Raw genomic sequence first — 18,088 nt, forward strand, 5'->3', positions numbered from 1 at the left:
ACCATCGGAGAGAGTGGATTTCCTTGCCGTGTCGCATTGCGATCCGCGGTGGGGAGCGTCACAGTTTGGGTCGATTCCCGACGCGTCCGGCGCCCGCCCGGAGGCCATCGCCACGGAGTCGACAATGGGAGCCGACCGGGCCCTTTCGCCACGATTGACCGACCTCAAGAGGATGCTCCGTTCATGACGTTGGAGCCGGAACTTCAGCCCGAGTCGAGCGGGCAAAGCTACGCGTGGACTGTCGTCCTGCTTCTGGTGCCTGTGGCACTCCTGAATTATCTCGATCGCCAGATGCTTGCGGCGATGAAGTCGTCCATGATGGAGGACATCCCGGATATCGGGACGGCCGAACGCTGGGGGCTCGTCCTCGGATGGTTCAAGTGGGTTTATGCGGCCCTCAGCCCTCTGGGGGGATACATCGCCGACCGCTTCAGCCGCCGCCATGTGATCGCCGCCAGCCTGTTCGTGTGGTCGGCCGTGACGTGGGCGACCGGGCATGTCAGCACCTACAACGAGCTGATCGCTGCGCGAGCCATCATGGGAGTCAGCGAGGCGTTCTATATCCCCGCGGCCCTCGCCCTCATCGCCGACTTTCATCCCGGCCGGACCCGGTCGCGGGCCATCGGTTTTCACCAGATGGGGATCTACCTGGGGATCATCGTTGGCGGCCAGTCCGGCTATGTCGCAGACTCGCCCGACTACGGCTGGCGCTGGGCGTTCAGCTGCGCAGGGCTGGTCGGCATTCTCTACGCCCTGCCACTGTTCACGATGCTGCGGAACCCGCCGCGCGAGCTGTCTGGCGAAGAGAAGGGGATGTCGCCCGGCGGCGTGCTGAGGGAACTGTTTAGCAACAGCGGCTTTCTCCTGATGGTTCTGTACTTCACGTTGCCCGCGATGGCGGGGTGGGTCATCAAGGACTGGGGACCGGATATCCTCAAGCAGAAGTTCGACCTCTCGCAGGGGACGTCCGGAAGTCTGGCGACGTTCTACGTCCAGATTCCTTCGCTGATTGGCGTGCTTCTTGGTGGGTTCCTGGCCGATCATCTGATGCGTCGGACGGTTCGTGGCCGCATTTACATCAGCGCGGTGGGGATGACGATGTTCCTGCCCGCGTTGCTCGGGATCGGGCAGACGGCGTCGCTCAACTTTGCCCTCGGTTTCCTGGTGCTCTATGGCCTCGGATGGGGCTTCTTCGACTGCAACAACATGCCCATTCTGAGCCAGGTCGTGCGTCCCGAACTCCGGGCCACCGGCTATGGCATCATGAATCTCGTGTCGATCAGCTGCGGCGGCATTGCCGACTGGCAGTTTGGCAAGCTGCGGGACCAGGGTTACTCCCTGGGGCTGATCTTCGGGGTATTCGCCGCCGTCGCATTGATCTCCGTGGTCCTTGTGCTGATGATCCGGCCTCGCACCGACCTCGATCGGACGCAACCGGTATAAACAACTCCATTCCCGGCCGCCCTGCCGCCGAATTCCCGCCTTCCAGCTGAAGTCCTCCTCGAATGTCTGCCAATCGGCCGTTTCACGGCATCATCCCTCCTCTCGTTACGCCGCTGATCGATCGCGACACTCTCGATATCGCCGGCCTCGAGTCGCTCGTCGAACACGTGGTCGGCGGCGGCGTGCACGGCCTGTTCATCCTCGGAACAACCGGCGAGGCCCCCAGCCTGAGCTATCAGCTTCGCTGGGACCTGATCGACCGCGTGACCAAGCTCGTGCGCGGGCGGGTCCCGGTGCTCGTCGGAATTACCGACACCTCGTTTGTCGAATCCGTCAACGTGGCCGTGCATGCGGCCGAGTGCGGCGCCAGCGCCGTCGTCCTGGCGACGCCGTATTACTTCCCGGCCGGGCAGACGGAACTGACCGGCTACATCGAGAACATCGTCGAGAAGCTCCCGCTTCCGCTCGTGCTCTACAACATGCCCTCGCTGACGAAGGTGTGGTTCGAGATCGAGACCCTCCGGAAACTGGCCGCCCTCAACCAGATCATCGGCATCAAGGATTCCAGCGGCGACCTGGCCTATTTCGAACAGTTGATGACGCTCCGGAACGAACGGCCAGACTGGTCGATCATGATGGGCCCCGAGGCGCTGCTGCCCGAATCGATGGCCCTCGGCGGAGACGGCGGAGTGACGGGTGGAGCGAATGCGTTCCCGCGGCTGTTCGTCGACTGTTACGACGCCTGCGTCGCGGGCGATGCGGCCAAGCGCGAGAAGTGCACGAAGACGATCAACGACTTTCAGAATGTCTATGACATCGGGAAGTACGCGTCGCGGCATATCAAGGCGACGAAGTGCGCGCTGTCGCTGATGGGGATCTGCGACGACTTCATGGCGGAGCCGTTCCACCGCTTTCTCGCGCCGGAGCGGGCCCGCGTTCGCGAAATCCTCGAATCGCTCGACAACTCCGTGGAGATCAAACGGCCATGACCGATGCCTGCACGACTCGCATTCGCCGGACGACCAAGAATCGGAAGAGGGAGGCCTGGCTCCCCGGCCTGCTGGTCTTCGCAGCCTGCGTCACGATGCTGGAGAGTGCGGCATCCGCTCAGTCGCTCGAGCAGCTGAAATACAATCAGCCCGGCCTCGCGGTGGACCTCGGCGTCGGCCTCTGGGCCTGGCCGGTTCCGTGCGATGCCGACGGCGATGGCGACTTCGATCTCATTGTGTCGTGTCCCGACAAGCCGTCGAACGGCGTCTACCTATTTGAAAACAGCAGCGGCGACACGAAGACGAACAAGCTTCCGGTGTTCAGGCCGGCCCGCCGGCTGAGCTCGACGCTGCACTACGTGATGCCCAGCTACGTCGATGGCGGCCTGCGGGTGATGACACCCGGAATCGAGTACAGGAACTTCATGACCGTCGGACTCGCCGAGCCGACGAAGCTGCCGATCGCGGCCAAGTTCTACAAGCCCGAGGGGAAGCAGCCCAAAGGCCCGAAGATGCGTCACAACCAATGGCGTTACGTGGACTATGACGGAGATGGCGCGCTCGATCTCGTGACCGGCATCGAAGACTGGTCGTACTACGGCTGGGATGACGCCTGGAACTCCAAAGGTGAATGGCAGAACGGCCCCCTGCACGGGTTCGTCATTCTCCATCGCAACGCGGGGACGACGGCCGAGCCGAAGTACGAACAGCCCGTGAAGCTCGAGGCCGCCGGCAAACCGATCGATACCTTCGGTTGCCCCTCCCCGAATTTTGAAGACTTCGATGGCGACGGCGATCTCGATCTTCTGTGCGGCGAATTCCTCGATGGCTTCACCTACTTCGAGAACATCGGAACGCGGACTGCCCCGAAGTTCGCTGCGGGGGGGGCGGTAACGAATGACAACGGCGCGCGCCTGGCCATGGATTTGGAGATGATTGTTCCCGTGGCGTTCGACTGGGATCGCGACGGGGACTTCGACCTGATCGTCGGCGATGAAGATGGACGGGTGGCGTTCATCGAGAATGTGACGGATGGCCGCGGCCGCCTGGGAGGAGCGAAAGCGGCTTCGAATGCCGGTGGAAACCTCGTCGCGTCCGCGGCGGGCGCCCCGGTTTTCAAAGATCCGGTTTACTTCCAGCAGGTGGCCGATTCTCTCAAATGCGGCGCTCTCGCCACGCCGGTCGGATGCGACTGGGACGGCGATGGAGACATCGACATCGTTTCCGGCAACACGGCCGGTTACATCGAGTTCTTCGAGAACCTCAGCGGACCGAAGGTGGAAGCGCCGCAGTGGGCTGCTCCCGTGCGACTCGAAGCGGATGGCAGGACGTTCCGCGTGATGGCGGGGCCGAATGGGAGCATCCAGGGGCCTGCTGAAGCGAAATGGGGTTACACAACCCTCAATGTCGCCGACTGGGATCACGACGGCCTGCCCGACATCGTGTTCAACTCGATCTGGGGCAAAGTGCAGTGGCTGAAGAATGTCGGAACTCGGACGGCCCCAAAGCTCGCCGCCCCGAAAACGATTGAGGTCGAATGGACCGGATCCACGCCGAAGCCGGCGTGGATGTGGTGGACGCCTGAGGGCAAAGAACTTGTGACGCAGTGGCGCACGACCCCCGTCGTTCACGATTTCACCGGCGACGGCCTGGTCGACCTCGCGATGCTCGATGTCGAAGGAACGCTCGTGCTCTTCGAACGGGCGAAGCAGGACGGCAAAACGGTTCTGCTGCCGCCGCGGAGGGCATTCGTCGATGAGAAAGGCGAGCCGTTGAAGCTGAATTCGAAGACGGCCGGTGGGAGCGGCCGGCGCAAGCTGTGCGTCACCGACTGGGATGGCGACGGGAAGTTCGACTTCCTGCTCAACAGCTCCAACGCCGACTTCCTGCAGCAGACCGGATTCAAGGACGGAGTCTGGACGTTCAGGAATGCCGGAACGCTGGCGAAGAAGAACATTGAAGGTCACGACGTCAGCCCTGCCGTCGTCGACTTCGACGGCAATGGGATTCCCGATTTTCTCGGCGGCGCAGAAGACGGCCGGTTCTACGTGATGAAGAATCCGCGGACGGCAGGCGAAGCCGGCAAATAAGCTCGTCGGTCCGGCAGTGCCGGCCGCACGCTCGGTCGAGGGAATTTCCTCGGGGCCCGGGCGTCTGAGTCTCTCGGTGGTTCAGTATTCCAAGTCCAATGGAGCCTCGCTGATGATCCGCCTGCTTGCTCTCTCGGTGATCCTCGTTTCCATGCCGGCGCTGGCCGCGGACCCGGTGCTGAAATCGGAGTTCATCTACGAGACCGCCCCGTTTCCGAGTTGCCACGCGTCGACGATCGTCGAATCGAAGAACGGGCTCGTCACGTCGTGGTTCGGTGGGACCGACGAAGGCGAGAAGGACGTTGGAATCTGGGTGTCGCTTCTGAAAGACGGCCAGTGGACCGCGCCGGTCGAAGTCGCGAACGGAATTCAGGACGGCGGGGAACGTCACCCGTGCTGGAACCCGGTTCTGTTTCAGCCGAAGCAGGGGCCGCTGATGCTGTTCTACAAGGTTGGGCCGTCTCCCAGCACCTGGTGGGGCATGGTGCGGACGAGCGCGGACGGCGGAGAGACCTGGAGCGAGGCCGCACGTCTACCGGGGAAGATTCTCGGACCGATCAAGAACAAGCCGATCGAACTGGATGACGGCACGATCCTCTCGGGCAGCAGCACCGAGGGACTCAGCCCGCCGCCGGAGTGGCAGCTGCACATGGAACGCAGTACCGACGGCGGAAAGACATGGACGTTCATCAAAGTGCCGACGACGGTCGATGGCCCGTCGTCGATTCAGGCGAGCCTCCTGAAACACACGGATGGATCGCTGCAGGCGATCGGCCGCACGCGTTCGAAGAAGCTGTTCACGACCACGTCGAAGGATCAGGGTTTGACCTGGTCGCCCGTCGCTTTGACCGAGCTGCCGAATCCGAGCTCGGGAACCGACGCTGTCAGTCTTCGTGATGGTCGGCATCTGCTGGTTTACAACCACGTCCCCAAGGGGCGCACGCCGCTGAATATCGCGCTGTCGAAGGACGGCCAGCAGTGGGAGGCGGCGCTCGTGCTGGAGTCGGAGCCAGGGGAATACAGCTATCCGGCGGTGATCCAGACGGCGGACGGGCTCGTGCATGTCACCTACACCTGGAAGCGCAAAAAGATCCGCCACGTCGTTCTCGACCCCTCGAAACTGCAGGGGAAGGCGATTGTGAAGGGCGAATGGCCGAAGTGAATCGGGCCGGCTGAACGTCGATGGCGGCCGCGCAACCGGCGCGGTCGCGCCACACCGGCCCGTTTCAACGGGGCGGGGCCGTTCACGGCGAAACGGATCGAGTCCGCCTTTCCGTCGAGACGATTTCGCGAGCGGCAACCCCTCCCGCCCGCGTGAACGTCGATGTCGTCCCTACCGGCGGAAAATTCGGCATTCGCTGCGCCGTCGGGCCTGATCGACATCGGCGCTGGCGACTACTGGGATGAAGCCCGCAGGCCGCTGGCTTCCCTGCTGTTCCTCGCGCCGCTGCTGGTCGGCTACGAAGCGGCGGTGATCAGCCTGTCTGGAACCGCAGGGCTGCGGAATGGCGCGGACGCGTGGATGCGGGGCTGGCTGGTCGGGCTGGGACTGCAGTTCCCGTGGGTCCTCCCGGCGATTGTCAGCCTGACGCTCCTTGTCTGGCATTGGCTGAAACGGGACGCGGCCGCGTTCCAGGTGTCGACGTTTCTGGGCATGCTGGGTGAAAGCCTGCTGTTCGCGCTGGTGCTGATTCTGTCGGGACAGGCGCTCCACTCGCTGATGGGGGAGCCGATTCCGACGGCGACGATCGCGCAGTGGCGCATCTCCCCGATGCAGATGCGGGTGATTTCGTCGGTCGGAGCCGGGCTGTACGAGGAGTTCCTGTTCCGCCTGCTGCTGGTTCCCTGCCTGCTGGCCATCGCGCTGCCGGTCGTGCGGAAGGCGACCCCGGCGGCGGTCATCGCGGTTGCCGTTTCGAGCATCATTTTCTCGGCCGCACACTACCTGCCTGCTGACGCCAGTGCCGTGTCACTGGTGGCATACGGTGAGGCGCTCGAGTCGGTCTGGCATCAGCCGACCCTGTGGTATGGCTTTCTCTTCCGCGGATTGGCCGGGGCCGCCTTCGGGACTCTGTTCGTCCTCCGCGGGTTCGGCGTGACTGTCGGCAGCCACGCCTTCTATGACGTGCTGGTTGGATTCATGGCGTCGCTGACGGCCTGAACGCCGCGTTTTCTCTTGAGCGCCGCGCGGATTTTGGGGATAGGCCGCGCGCAGAAGGGTGCGACACTGAACAAATGGAGCGCAGGCGCGATCCGGCCTGTCGCGAACACATTCGCACGACGCAGGAGGAGATGTGATGCAGCGACGACATTTCATGGCCGCGGCGGGAGCGGGGATTGCCGGCGCCGTCACCAACGCCGCCATCGCGCAATCGGCCCCTGAAAAGAAGCCGGAGGACGACGAGCATTCCGAGTCGCCCATGGATGAGTGCGCCGACGAATGTTACGACTGCGCGCAGGAATGCGATTCCTGCGCGGCACATTGCGCGGACATGCTTGCAAAGGGTATGAAGGATCACCTGAATACCCTGCGATCCTGCATCGACTGCGCCGATATCTGCCGCTCGGCCGGGGCCGCGGCGAGTCGGCACGGCGTTTATTCGGCCGCCATCTGCAAGGCGTGCGCGGAAGTGTGCGAGGCCTGCGCGGCGGCCTGCGAGAAGCACAAGGACGACGCGCGGATGGCGAAGTGCGCCAAGGCGTGTCGCGAATGCGCGAAGGAATGCAAGGCAATGGTGGCCCACGCAGCGCACGCGTGAGACGCGCCGCGATTCAGGGCGGCCGCTGAGTTTTGTCCCCGTCCGCGTTACAATTCGGGCTGAACTTTCTCTCCGAATTGAACGCGGTCGAGGCGAAACGGAATGAATTGTCAGGCCCGCCAGCATGCCGGATTGCCGCCGGAACTCGTTGCGCGCCGCTGGTTCCTGAAGGACTGCGGTGTGGGGCTCGGGACGCTGGCGCTGGCCGACCTGATGCGCGACCGCTCCCTCGCGGTCGCCGGGACCGCCGATCCACTCGCGCCCAAACGGCCGCATCATCCGCCGAAGGCGAAGCGGGTCATTTTCCTGTTCATGGCCGGTGCGCCGAGTCACCTCGAGCTGTTCGACTACAAGCCGAAGCTCGCGGAACTCGATGGTCAGCTCCCGCCGAAGGAACTGCTCGAAGGCTACCGGGCGGCGTTCATCAACCCGAATTCCAAGCTGCTCGGGCCGAAGTTCAAGTTTGCGAAGCATGGGCAGTCCGGGGCCGAGCTCTCGGAACTACTGCCGCATACGGCCCAGATCGTGGATGACATTACGATCGTGAAGTCGATGGCGACGGATGCGTTCAACCACGCACCGGCCCAGCTGATGATGAACACGGGCTCGCAGCAGTTCGGCCGGCCGAGTTCCGGGGCGTGGACGCTGTATGGCCTGGGGAGTGAAGCCCGCGACCTGCCGGGCTTCGTCGTCTTCAGCACGGGGAAGAAGGGCCCGAGCGCCGGCAACAGCAACTGGGGGAGCGGGTTCCTGCCGACGGTCTATTCGGGCGTGCAGTTCCGCGGGGCAGGGGACCCGGTGCTGTACCTGTCGAATCCCCGTGGCGTCGACGACCGGGCGCAGCGCGAGTCACTCGATGCGATTCGTCAGCTCAACGAGATCAAGCTCGGGGCCGTGGGCGATCCCGAGATCGCGACGCGCATCGCGTCGTTCGAGATGGCGTACCGGATGCAAGCGAGTGCTCCGGACGTGATGGATATCTCCAAGGAGCCGAAGCACATCCAGGAGATGTATGGGGCCGAGCCGGGGAAGGCGTCGTTCGCGAATTCGTGCCTGCTTGCCCGGCGGCTTGTCGAGCGGGGCGTGCGGTTCGTCCAGCTGTTCCACGAGGCGTGGGACCAGCACGGGAACCTCACCAAGGACCTTCGGGCCAACTGCGAGGACACCGACCAGGCGTGCGCCGCTCTCGTCAAAGACCTGAAGCAGCGGGGAATGCTCGAAGACACGCTCGTGATCTGGGGTGGAGAGTTCGGTCGGACGCCGATGGTGCAGGGGGGGAACGACGGACGGGACCATCATCCGAACGCCTTCACGATGTGGTTCGCCGGCGGCGGCATGAAGCCCGGCATCACCATCGGTGAGAGCGATGAACTGGGCTTCAATGCCACAACGGATCGGGTCCACGTCCACGACCTGAACGCGACGCTGCTGCACCTTCTGGGGTTCGATCATACGCAGCTGACGTTCAAGTTCCAGGGGCGGCCGTTCCGGCTGACGGACGTGCATGGGGAGGTCGTCCACAAGATCCTGGCGTGACCGCAGGAGTCCCTGCCCGCAGGAGTCCCGCCTTCAGGGGGCCCTGTCTGCAGTGCGGGGCATCTCGGATGAAGGCCGCGATCCTGCCCGGAAGCCGAGCTGTTCAATGCGGCACAGCCGGCTGACGCCGGCCGCTCGCCAGCCCAATGTGAAATCAACTCCTTCTGTGTTGGACTCGTCCGGCCCGCTTTGCCCTCTCCTCTGAACAAATTATCATCAGCCCGTCCTTACCCTTCGGCTGCTGATGTCTGACCTGCTCGCTCCGCTCAAAACGAACCTTCTGAAATTCTGGGGCTATTCCGAGTTTCGTCCGCTGCAGGCGGAAGCGATGTCGGCCGTGCTCGAGCACCGCGATTCGCTGGTCGTTTTGCCGACGGGCGGAGGGAAATCACTCTGCTTCCAGGCGCCGGCCGTCACGATGGATGGCTGCGCGATCGTCATCTCGCCGCTCATTTCGCTGATGAAGGACCAGGTCGACAGCCTTCAGAGCTGCGGCGTCGAAGCGGGCTTCCTCAACAGCACGCAGTCGATGGAGGAGCGCCGCCAGGTGCGCCGCGACTTCCAGGACGGTCGGCTCAAGCTGCTCTACCTCGCGCCGGAGCGCATCCGCTCGGAGGATGGATACCGTCTGCTGGCCGACGGAAACATTTCCTTCTTCGCCATCGATGAGGCCCACTGCGTGAGCATGTGGGGGCACGACTTCCGGCCCGAGTACCGGGAGTTGCGGACGATCCGCGAGCATTGTCCGAATGTGGCGATCCATGCGTACACGGCGACGGCCACTGAGCAGGTCCGCAACGACATTGCCGAGCAGCTGAACCTGCAGGATCCCGAGATGCAGGTGGGGAGCTTCGACCGGCCGAACCTGGCGTACACGGTCGCGAAGCGGGGCAAGGGAAAAGGGCGCGAGCAGATCTTCGAAGTGCTGAACCGGTACCGGAAAGAATCGGGCGTCATCTACTGCCTGAGCCGGAAGGAAGTCGAAGCGCTGAGCACGGAACTGAATATCGCCGGCTTCAGCGCACGGCCTTATCACGCCGGGCTCGATGCGGACGTGCGGCAGAAGAACCAGGATGCCTTCATCAACGACCGCGTGAAAACGATCGTCGCCACGGTCGCGTTCGGGATGGGGATCGACAAATCGAACGTGCGGTATGTGATCCACGCGGCGCTGCCGGCGTCCCTGGAGAACTACCAGCAGGAGAGCGGCCGGGCGGGACGTGACGGTCTGCCGGCCGAGTGCGTTCTGCTCTACTCTGGCGCGGATGTCACGTTGTGGCAGCAGCGGATCAACGACCAGCCGGACACGGCACAGCCGCATTCCCGAAGGCTGCTGACGCAACTGCTCGGGTACTGCGAATCGCCGGTCTGCCGTCATCGCAGCCTGGTGCGATATTTTGGCCAGGACCTGGAGGCGGACTGTGGAACACAGTGCGACCGCTGCACGACGGAACAGGTGGACGTGCCCGACGCGCTGATTGTCGCGCAGAAGATTCTTTCGTCGATCCATCGCCAGGGGCAGCGTTTCGGCGCGACCTACACGGTGCAGGTGCTGCGCGGGATCGAAGATGCGCGAATCAAGGAGAACGGCCACGCGGACCTGTCGACGTTCGGGCTGCTCAAGGATCACTCGGAGGATCACGTGACGCGCTGGGTCGGCCAACTCGCCGGCCAGGGCTTCCTCGTGCGGGAAGGGGAGTACAGCGTCCTGAAGATTACTCCGCCGGGACGGAAAGTCCTGAAGGGGGAGGCGGAGGTGCGCCTGACGTTGCCGGCTGGCGGCCGACGCGCGTCGTCGTCGGCCAAGAAAGAGGATGTTCCGATCGAGCATCCGGAGTTGTTTGAAGAACTGCGGAAGCTGCGAAAGTCGATCGCCGAAGCCCGCGCCGTTCCGCCGTATGTCATCTGCAGCGATGCGACGCTGAAGGCGATGACGCAGCTTCGGCCGTCGTCCCTGGAGTCGTTCGCAGGGGTGCCGGGGATCGGGTCTCACAAGAAGGCCGAGTTCGGGACGATGTTCGTCGACGCGATCGTGACGTGGTGTGTCCACAACCAGGTTCCCACGGATGCCGCTGCCCCGACGGCGGCCCCGCCCGCGCCGCCGCGCAGCCGGCCCCATGGGAGCTACCAGGCCGAGCGGATGTTTGCCGAAGGCCTGAGCATTGCAGAGGTCGCCGAGAAGATGGGGCGTGCAGCGAGCACCGTCAGCACTTACCTGAGCGACTACCTGACGTCGAAGAAGGTGACGGACTGCACCCCGTGGGTCAGTCAGCGGGACCGTCAGGATGTCGAGGCGGCGATCGAAGTCATGGGGGCGCGGCCGCTGAAGCCGGTTTTCGACCATCTGCAGGGACGCATCGGCTACGACGCGATCCGGATCGTGGCGACCTGCTGGGAGAACCGGAATCGCGGGTGATCCTCGGGGGAAGACCCGAGAGAGTCCGTTGAGAGCGTGAGTCGCCTGTTCGGTCAGGAGCGTGGTCGCCCGGCGCGTCCTGAACATGGGACGGCCGTCCGCGGCTTGCTGTGCAGTCTCCGGCGCTGCAGTAAACTTCCTTCTTTCCCGCATAGCCGGTTCCCCTCGAGTGACTCATGGCCCGTTGGCCCGACAATTGGCGATCCAACGCGTTCATGCTTGTGGTATTGTTCGCCGTCTTTCCTGCCCTGTGCTGGCTGGCCATGCGCTGGGTCGGGGGACGCTGAACCGGTCCGAAGCATTCTTGAGAAAGCGATCCGCGTCGTGTGGGAACTTCTGGAAAAGATTGTCTACACGATCTTCCATCTGAACGTTGAGAACGTCACCGAGTTGACGCAGCTCGTCGGCCCGTGGCTGTACGTGATCCTGTTCGTGATCATCTTCTGCGAGACGGGACTCGTCGCGCTGCCATTCCTTCCGGGCGACTCGCTCCTGTTCACTGTCGGGGCGGTTGCAGGACTTTCGGGCTCGACGATCAACCTGCCGCTGATGGGCGTGCTGCTGTTCATCGCGGCCGTGCTCGGGGACGCCGTGAACTATTCGATCGGCTATCGCGTCGGACCCGCGGTGTTTCGATCGGAGGAATCGCGCTGGTTCAGCAAGAAGCATCTCGTCGAGGCCCAGCGGTTCTATGAGAAGTACGGCGCGAAGACGATCGTGATCGCGCGGTTCGTCCCGATCGTCCGCACGTTCGCCCCGTTCGTGGCCGGCATCGGGAAAATGAACTACTGGCGATTCGCGGTTTACAACGTGTTCGGCGCGGCGATCTGGATCTCGCTGTTCCTGGTGGCCGGCTGGTGGCTGGGCGCGAAGTTCAAGGACAACCTGAAGATCATCATTTACGGGATCCTCGTGGTCTCGGTGCTGCCAATTGTTTACGAGGTGTGGAACGCCCGGCGGTTGAAGAAGGCGGCGCAGAAAGCGGCTCAGTCGCCCCCTGCGGTCTGAGCACGGACCCGCATCGTTGCGGGCGGCTCCCGGCGGCCTTATGACTTCTGCGGGCCGCCGGCGCGCGGTCATCATCCCGCCTGCGGAGTTCCCTCCATGCACTGCCTCGCTGTCGGTTTCTGCGTTGCTGCTCTCTCCCTCCTGACGGCTTCGGCCTCATTCGCGGCCGACATCTCGAGAGTTCTTCCTCCGGGCGAAAAGCCTGATGACGTCCGCCTCAAGCCGCTACGGACGCTGAACGACAAGTACCATCCCTGGTCGCCGCCTGAATCGAAGGAGGCGTGGGAGAAAGAGGCCGAACGAATCCGCCGCCAGATCCTGGTCTCCAACGGCCTGTGGCCGCTGCCTGAGAAGACGCCGCTGGACGCGGTGATCCATGGCCCGGTCGACAGGGGCGATTACACGGTGGAGAAGGTGGTGTTTCGCAGTCGCCCGGGCGTCTACGTCACCGGGAGCCTGTATCGTCCGAAGAAGACTTCGACTGAGAAACGGCCGGCGGTGCTGTGTCCACATGGGCATTGGCTGAACGGGAGGTTTTACGACTCGCCACCCAAGGAGGCGGCCGACCTGCTCAAGTCGGGCGCGGAAAGCTACCTGTCCGGGGCACGCTGTCCGCTGCAGGCGATCGAAGTGCAGCTGGCGCGTATGGGGTGCGTCGCGTTCGTGTTCGACACGGTCGGCACGGCCGACAACCTGGCGCTGCCGCACCGCGAGGGGTTCAACGATGTGCAGGCGGAACTGTGGCTGCAGAACAAGATGGGGCTGCAGACGTGGAACTCGATCCGGGCGCTCGACTTCGTGGAGTCGCTGCCGGATGTCGATCCGAAGCGGATTGGCGTGACGGGGGCCAGCGGCGGCGGCACGCAGACGTTCATCCTGTGCGCGATCGATCCGCGTGCGGCCGTCGCGTTTCCGGCGGTGATGGTGGGCACGGCGATGCAGGGGGGCTGCCAGTGCGAGAACGCCAGCTACATGCGGCAGGGGATCAATAATGTTGCGATCGCCGCGCTCATCGCTCCACGACCGCTTGGCATGACCGGAGCGAACGACTGGACGATCGACATCGAAACGAAGGGGTTGCCGGAACTCAAGAAGATCTATGCCCTGTATGGCCAGGAAGAGAACGTCGCGGCAAAGTGCTTCCCACAGTTTCCGCATAACTACAACGAGGTCTCCCGCGAGGTGATGTTCGCGTGGATGGCGAAGCACTTCGGGCTCGGCCACGTGGAGGTCGACCAGACTGATTTCTGGCCATTGACCCGTGAGGAGATGACCGTCTTCGATCAAACGCACCCTGCGCCTGCGGACTGGCTGGATGCGGAGCGGCTGCGGGCGGAGATGGCGAAAGAATCGCGGGAGCTGATGGCCTCGCTCGAGCCGAAGAAGGAGGCGGACGTCCAGCGCTTTCTCGATGTTGTCGGCACGGCCGTCGACGTGATGGTCGGCCCCCGGACCGAGCCGGCGGCGATCAAGGTGAAGGCCATCGGAGACACGGAACGCGGAGTGCAGAAACTGCTGATCTCGGCCGGGGGGAGGAGCGTACCGGCCGTCGTGCTGGAACCGACGGGCACGCCGAAGAACGAGACGGTGCTGTGGATCGATGGTCGCGGGAAGTCGCGTCTGTTTGACGCTGGGGGGAAGCCGATCTCCGCAGTCGCGAAACTGCTCGCCGGCGGGTATCGCGTGGCGTTGGTCGATGTGTTCCTCACCGGTGAATTCCTGGCTGAGGGGGAGACCGCGAAGTATGCGGTGAACGCGAACTTTCCGGGCTACACGTACTGCTACAACGCGCCCCTGATCTCGCAGCGGGCTCGTGACATTGTGCTGGCCCATGACGCGCTCGAGCGTTTCGGCACAGTGGGGCCGGTGCATCTCGTCGGAGTGGAAGGGGCCGGCCCATGGACGCTGCTGGCACAGGCCCAGATGCGATCGCCGACGTCAAAGACGATTGTCGACCTCAACCGATTCCGGTTTCAGAACATCACTTCGGCCGACGATCCGAATGTGCTTCCAGGGGCGCTTCGGTATGGAGACATCCAGGGACTGGCGGCCCTGGCGGCGATCGGAGGCAAGCTTACGATTTCCGGGGAAGGGGGAGGCGACTGGTCGGTCCTTCTTTCCGCAAGCAACAGTTCGAAGGGATCGTTCGAACTGTCGAACGACGTTCTCCGCGATGAGACGTTGTTGAAGGCGCTGGGCATCCAATAGGTGACGGCTGCAACACAAAAGAGCCCGGCGTCACCGCCGGGCTCTTCTGGTTTGACCGGACGCTGATCGGGATCAGCGCAGCTTCGGACTCCAGTCGGTTGCCTTCATGTAGACCGAGACCACGCCGCCGGGGATCGTCAGCGAGCCGTCCTTTTCGGATTCGGATTTTGCGGCGACCCAGTCGGGATCTTTCCGGAAAGCCGCGAACGATGCCTTTGCCGCGTCCTCGCTCTTGTGCCAGAGGACGTAGATCAGCGTGTTTTTCGAAGTTTCCGCGTTCGTCGGCTTCCAGTAGATCACGTTTTTCATGCCGTGCTTCTCGAAGAGCTTCATCGTGTGATTCTTGAAGCGTGCTTCGAGCGCATCCAGCTTGCCTTCGGCCGCGGTATAGGTCCGCAACTCGTAAATGCCTTCGGCCTGCGGCTCAGCGGCCGCGGATCCGTTCATCGTCAGGGTGAAGGCTCCGAGGGCCAGGCCGGCGGCGCAGGCGAAAAGAGTCGTTCGGATCGAGGACATCGGGCGAGATTCCTTTGGTCGGCGGGAGAGTGCGGAAGGACAATCTGCTGATGTGATAGCTTGGCGGGGAGTCGGGTGAAACCGCGGACGGCCGAATCGAGGCCGTGTTTGCGGCGAGCGTCCTGTTGCCTACGATCCGACAGATCGTCCCGCATTCATCAATACGCTCCATCAACGACTCTCCAGCCATGCGACTTTCCTGCGACGAGATCCAGCAGATCATCCCCCACCGGCCGCCCTTCCTGTGGCTGGATGAAGTGATCGAGGTGGATGAGAAGCGGATTGTGGCGCGAAAGTTTGTTTCGCCGGATCTCGATGTGTTCCAGGGGCACTATCCCCACTTTCCCATCCTGCCCGGGGTGTTGATCTGCGAGGCGGTCTTCCAGGCCGCGGCGGTGCTGATCGGGCGCATGATGCCGACCGGGTCGAAGGCCGTGCCGGTCGCGACCCGCATTCAGGGGGCGCAGTTCCGGCGGATGGTGCGGCCGGGCGAAACAATGCAGCTGGAAGTTGATGTCAGCGAACGGATGGCGAATGCCGTATTCTTCAAGGGGCGGGCCGTCGTGGATGGCCAGGTGGCGGTGCGGGTGGAATTCGCCTGCGCCGAGGCAACCCTGCCGGAATGACGGGTTGATCCGCGAGAGGGACGCGCATGAACGGTCGAACGGATCTGAAACTTACCTCGGCGGTGGCGTTCGCGCTGGCGTGTCTGGGAACCGTTTCGTCGGCCGCGTTCGCGCAGGATGATGCGCAGCTGCGAGCCCGAGTTCTCGACGCGATCAAACGCGGCCGACAATACCTCGTCGACCAGCAGGCGAACGACGGATCGTGGATGGCCTCTCCCGGTGGGCTGGGAGAGTTCAAGAACGGGACGACGGGCCTGGCGATTCTGGCGCTGCTGAACGCGGGCATGAAGGAAGACGACGAAGCGATCGTCAAAGGTCTCAAGTATTTGAGGTCGATCCGGGACGATCAGCTGGAGGCGACGTCGCGGCAGAAGCCGTATGAACTTTCGCTGATGCTACAGGCGCTGGCGGCGGTGAAAGGGAAGGACCCCGGGCGAATCGCGAAGCTGGCCGACCTCCTGGTGGCGTACCAGAAATCGAACGGGGGCTGGCGGTATGAGCCTCCCACGGGGCCGGGGGACACCGATTGGGACAACAGTGTCAATCAGTTTGCGCTGCTGGGCCTGCGGGAAGCGGCGATGAAGGGCTATACGGTCGATCAGAAGGTGTGGCTGAAAGCGCAGGAGCTGTTCCTTCAGAACCAGATTGGCAATATCGACGGTCCTGGCGGGGCAGGGTGGTCGTATGTCTCCGGAGGGGGGGGAGACGGGGCCTATGGCGGCATGACGGTGGCCGGGCTGTCGTCGCTGATCATCACGTCCTCGATGCTGCAGGCGGACGAGAACGTCGGGCCCGATGGGCGGATTGATTGCTGCGCGCCGACGGGCGACCCGCGGGTGCGCAAGGCGATCAAGGCGGCCGAACGCTGGATGGCGACGCGGTTCGCGGTCAGCGACAACCCGGAGCGGAGCAACTACTTCTACCTGTACTACCTCTATGGGCTTGAGAGAGCAGGGCGTTTCGCCGGGATCCGCTTCTTCGGCGAACACGACTGGTACCGGGAAGGGGCGTCGTTCCTGGTCACGATCCAGAACCCCCGCACCGGGTCGTTCGCGATTCCGACCGCCCGCCCGGCCTATGGCAACGTCGACACCTGCTTCGCGCTGATGTTCCTGTCGAAAGGACTGGCGCCGGTGGTCATCAACAAGATCGAGTATGGCAAGCGGGATGCGATCGGGCAGGTTGTTTCCGAAGACTGGAACCGGCATCCGCGCGACGTCGCGAACCTGGTCGACTCCCTGACAACCCGCACCGGCTGGCCGCAGTTCCTGAACTGGCAATCTGTCGACCTGGCCCGTGCGGCCGAAGGGGAAGGCGTGTCTGCGCTCCTGCAGGCTCCGGTGCAGCTGATCTCGGGGACTGAAGACCCGGCGTCGATTGACGGCAAGCAGGTCGAGATCCTTCGGGAATACGTCAACCAGGGGGGCTTCATCCTGGCCGTTCAGAACTGTGAAAACACGGATTTCGATATCGGGTTCCGGACGCTGTTGAAACGCATGTTCCCCGAGGAGGCGGTGAAGCTTCAGAAGCTTCCGCCGACGCACGACATCTACCGGAGCGAGGCGGTCTTCGCGTCCAATCCGCCGGAACTGTATGGGGTCGATTTCGGCTGCCGGACGGCGATCGTGTACGCCCCGTTCGATCACGCCTGCCGATGGCAGAAGTGGACGAAATACGACATTCCCACCCGGCGGCCGGATGTGAAATCCCAGATCGCGCAGTCGATGAACCTGGGGGTGAACATCATCGCGTATGCCACGAACCGGGAACTCGTGAGCAAGCTCGATCGCCCGCCGGCTCTGGCGACCGACGTTGATGACAACGCCCCCCGGAGCGCGATCGAGATCGCCCGCCTGAGGCATACCGGCGGCTGGGATGCCGCCCCGAATGCGCTGCGGCATCTGCAGGGGGCCCTGTCGAAGCTCGGATACCTGATGGCGACGACCTCCCCGAATGTGCCGGCCACGGATGAGGCGCTGCGGCAGTACCCGATCGCCTATATGCATGGCCGGAAGAACTTCGCGTTCAACCAGGCGGAGCGCGACGGGCTGCGTGGTTATCTCGAAAACGGCGGAGTGCTGATTGCCGATGCGTGCTGCGGCTCGCCCCAGTTCGACGGCAGCTTCCGCGACATGATTGAAAAGACGTTCGGGAAGCCGCTCGAGCGAATCCCGGTCACGCATGAGATTTTCAACCTGCCTCAACTGGGTCACGACGTCCGCAGCGTGTCGCGGAGAATTCCCATGACGACCCAGGCGGGATCGCTGTCGGTCGAGGATTCGGTCGGTGAGCCGATCCTGGAAGGACTGAAGATCAACGACCGCTACGTCGTGCTGTACAGCAAGTACGACCTGAGCTGCGCCCTGGAACAGCAGAACACGCAGACGTGCGCGGGATACAGCCGCCTGGATGCGGCGCGGCTCGCCACGAACATGGTGATCTACGCGCTGGCGCAGTGAGGTCGGGCGGCATAGTCACGCTTTGAAATCGCGGAGGT

13 protein-coding genes are annotated in these 18,088 nt (G+C 63.6%); 12 read left to right on the forward strand and 1 reads right to left on the reverse strand.

The window, feature by feature from the left end; all coding sequences use genetic code 11:
* Positions 1 to 183 precede the first annotated feature (183 nt).
* The 10 genes from Pan44_RS22780 (at position 184) to Pan44_RS22825 (ending at position 14,449) form a co-directional block, all read left to right on the forward strand.
* Positions 184 to 1,443, forward strand: coding sequence for an MFS transporter (locus Pan44_RS22780; RefSeq protein ID WP_145034075.1), 1,260 nt, complete (start codon positions 184 to 186; stop codon positions 1,441 to 1,443).
* Between the two features lie 62 nt (positions 1,444 to 1,505).
* Positions 1,506 to 2,432, forward strand: coding sequence for a dihydrodipicolinate synthase family protein (locus Pan44_RS22785; protein ID WP_145034076.1), 927 nt, complete (start codon positions 1,506 to 1,508; stop codon positions 2,430 to 2,432).
* A gap of 95 nt (positions 2,433 to 2,527) precedes the next feature.
* Entirely contained in the window at positions 2,528 to 4,522 is a 1,995-nt protein-coding gene (locus Pan44_RS22790) for an FG-GAP repeat domain-containing protein (protein WP_145035150.1), read from the forward strand.
* 112 nt (positions 4,523 to 4,634) lie between these two features.
* Positions 4,635 to 5,684 carry a sialidase family protein gene (locus tag Pan44_RS22795; protein WP_145034077.1) on the forward strand — a complete coding sequence of 350 codons (1,050 nt, stop codon included), beginning with the start codon at positions 4,635 to 4,637 and terminating at the stop codon, positions 5,682 to 5,684.
* Between the two features lie 162 nt (positions 5,685 to 5,846).
* Positions 5,847 to 6,683, forward strand: coding sequence for a CPBP family glutamic-type intramembrane protease (locus Pan44_RS22800; protein WP_145034078.1), 837 nt, complete (start codon positions 5,847 to 5,849; stop codon positions 6,681 to 6,683).
* 136 nt (positions 6,684 to 6,819) lie between these two features.
* Positions 6,820 to 7,281 (forward strand): four-helix bundle copper-binding protein, encoded by a 462-nt coding sequence (locus tag Pan44_RS22805; protein ID WP_197453580.1) that lies wholly within the window; start codon positions 6,820 to 6,822, stop codon positions 7,279 to 7,281.
* 102 nt (positions 7,282 to 7,383) lie between these two features.
* Positions 7,384 to 8,817 (forward strand): DUF1501 domain-containing protein, encoded by a 1,434-nt coding sequence (locus Pan44_RS22810; RefSeq protein WP_145034079.1) that lies wholly within the window; start codon positions 7,384 to 7,386, stop codon positions 8,815 to 8,817.
* Between the two features lie 244 nt (positions 8,818 to 9,061).
* The gene (gene recQ, locus Pan44_RS22815; RefSeq protein ID WP_145034080.1) at positions 9,062 to 11,233 is read left to right on the forward strand and encodes a DNA helicase RecQ; all 2,172 of its coding nucleotides are present in this window, start codon (positions 9,062 to 9,064) and stop codon (positions 11,231 to 11,233) included.
* A gap of 324 nt (positions 11,234 to 11,557) precedes the next feature.
* Positions 11,558 to 12,241, forward strand: a complete 684-nt coding sequence (locus tag Pan44_RS22820) for a DedA family protein (protein WP_145034081.1) — start codon at positions 11,558 to 11,560, stop codon at positions 12,239 to 12,241.
* Positions 12,242 to 12,337: 96 nt separating this feature from the next.
* Positions 12,338 to 14,449 (forward strand): alpha/beta hydrolase family protein, encoded by a 2,112-nt coding sequence (locus Pan44_RS22825; protein ID WP_145034082.1) that lies wholly within the window; start codon positions 12,338 to 12,340, stop codon positions 14,447 to 14,449.
* A 72-nt stretch (positions 14,450 to 14,521) separates the two neighbouring features.
* On the opposite strand, the gene Pan44_RS22830 is transcribed toward Pan44_RS22825, so the two are convergent.
* Positions 14,522 to 14,965 carry an NIPSNAP family protein gene (locus tag Pan44_RS22830; RefSeq protein WP_145034083.1) on the reverse strand — a complete coding sequence of 148 codons (444 nt, stop codon included), beginning with the start codon at positions 14,963 to 14,965 and terminating at the stop codon, positions 14,522 to 14,524.
* 188 nt (positions 14,966 to 15,153) lie between these two features.
* On the opposite strand from Pan44_RS22830, the gene fabZ reads away from it, so the two are divergent.
* Entirely contained in the window at positions 15,154 to 15,591 is a 438-nt protein-coding gene (fabZ, locus tag Pan44_RS22835; RefSeq protein WP_145034084.1) for a 3-hydroxyacyl-ACP dehydratase FabZ, read from the forward strand.
* 26 nt (positions 15,592 to 15,617) lie between these two features.
* Positions 15,618 to 18,050 (forward strand): DUF4159 domain-containing protein, encoded by a 2,433-nt coding sequence (locus tag Pan44_RS22840; protein WP_145034085.1) that lies wholly within the window; start codon positions 15,618 to 15,620, stop codon positions 18,048 to 18,050.
* Positions 18,051 to 18,088 lie beyond the last annotated feature (38 nt).

Source organism: Caulifigura coniformis, from assembly GCF_007745175.1.
Classification (GTDB): Bacteria; Planctomycetota; Planctomycetia; order Planctomycetales; family Planctomycetaceae; genus Caulifigura; species Caulifigura coniformis.

Bases quoted from the DNA above. Each gene is read 5' to 3' on its own strand.
- Pan44_RS22785 (WP_145034076.1), top strand. From the start codon at position 1,506: ATGTCTGCCAATCGGCCGTTTCACGGCATCATCCCTCCTCTCGTTACG.
- Pan44_RS22810 (WP_145034079.1), top strand. From the start codon at position 7,384: ATGAATTGTCAGGCCCGCCAGCATGCCGGATTGCCGCCGGAACTCGTT.
- Pan44_RS22840 (WP_145034085.1), top strand. From the start codon at position 15,618: ATGAACGGTCGAACGGATCTGAAACTTACCTCGGCGGTGGCGTTCGCG.
- Pan44_RS22790 (WP_145035150.1), top strand. From the start codon at position 2,528: ATGCTGGAGAGTGCGGCATCCGCTCAGTCGCTCGAGCAGCTGAAATAC.
- fabZ (WP_145034084.1), top strand. From the start codon at position 15,154: ATGCGACTTTCCTGCGACGAGATCCAGCAGATCATCCCCCACCGGCCG.
- Pan44_RS22780 (WP_145034075.1), top strand. From the start codon at position 184: ATGACGTTGGAGCCGGAACTTCAGCCCGAGTCGAGCGGGCAAAGCTAC.
- Pan44_RS22830 (WP_145034083.1), bottom strand. From the start codon at position 14,965: ATGTCCTCGATCCGAACGACTCTTTTCGCCTGCGCCGCCGGCCTGGCC.
- Pan44_RS22805 (WP_197453580.1), top strand. From the start codon at position 6,820: ATGCAGCGACGACATTTCATGGCCGCGGCGGGAGCGGGGATTGCCGGC.
- Pan44_RS22795 (WP_145034077.1), top strand. From the start codon at position 4,635: ATGATCCGCCTGCTTGCTCTCTCGGTGATCCTCGTTTCCATGCCGGCG.
- Pan44_RS22825 (WP_145034082.1), top strand. From the start codon at position 12,338: ATGCACTGCCTCGCTGTCGGTTTCTGCGTTGCTGCTCTCTCCCTCCTG.
- recQ (WP_145034080.1), top strand. From the start codon at position 9,062: ATGTCTGACCTGCTCGCTCCGCTCAAAACGAACCTTCTGAAATTCTGG.
- Pan44_RS22800 (WP_145034078.1), top strand. From the start codon at position 5,847: ATGTCGTCCCTACCGGCGGAAAATTCGGCATTCGCTGCGCCGTCGGGC.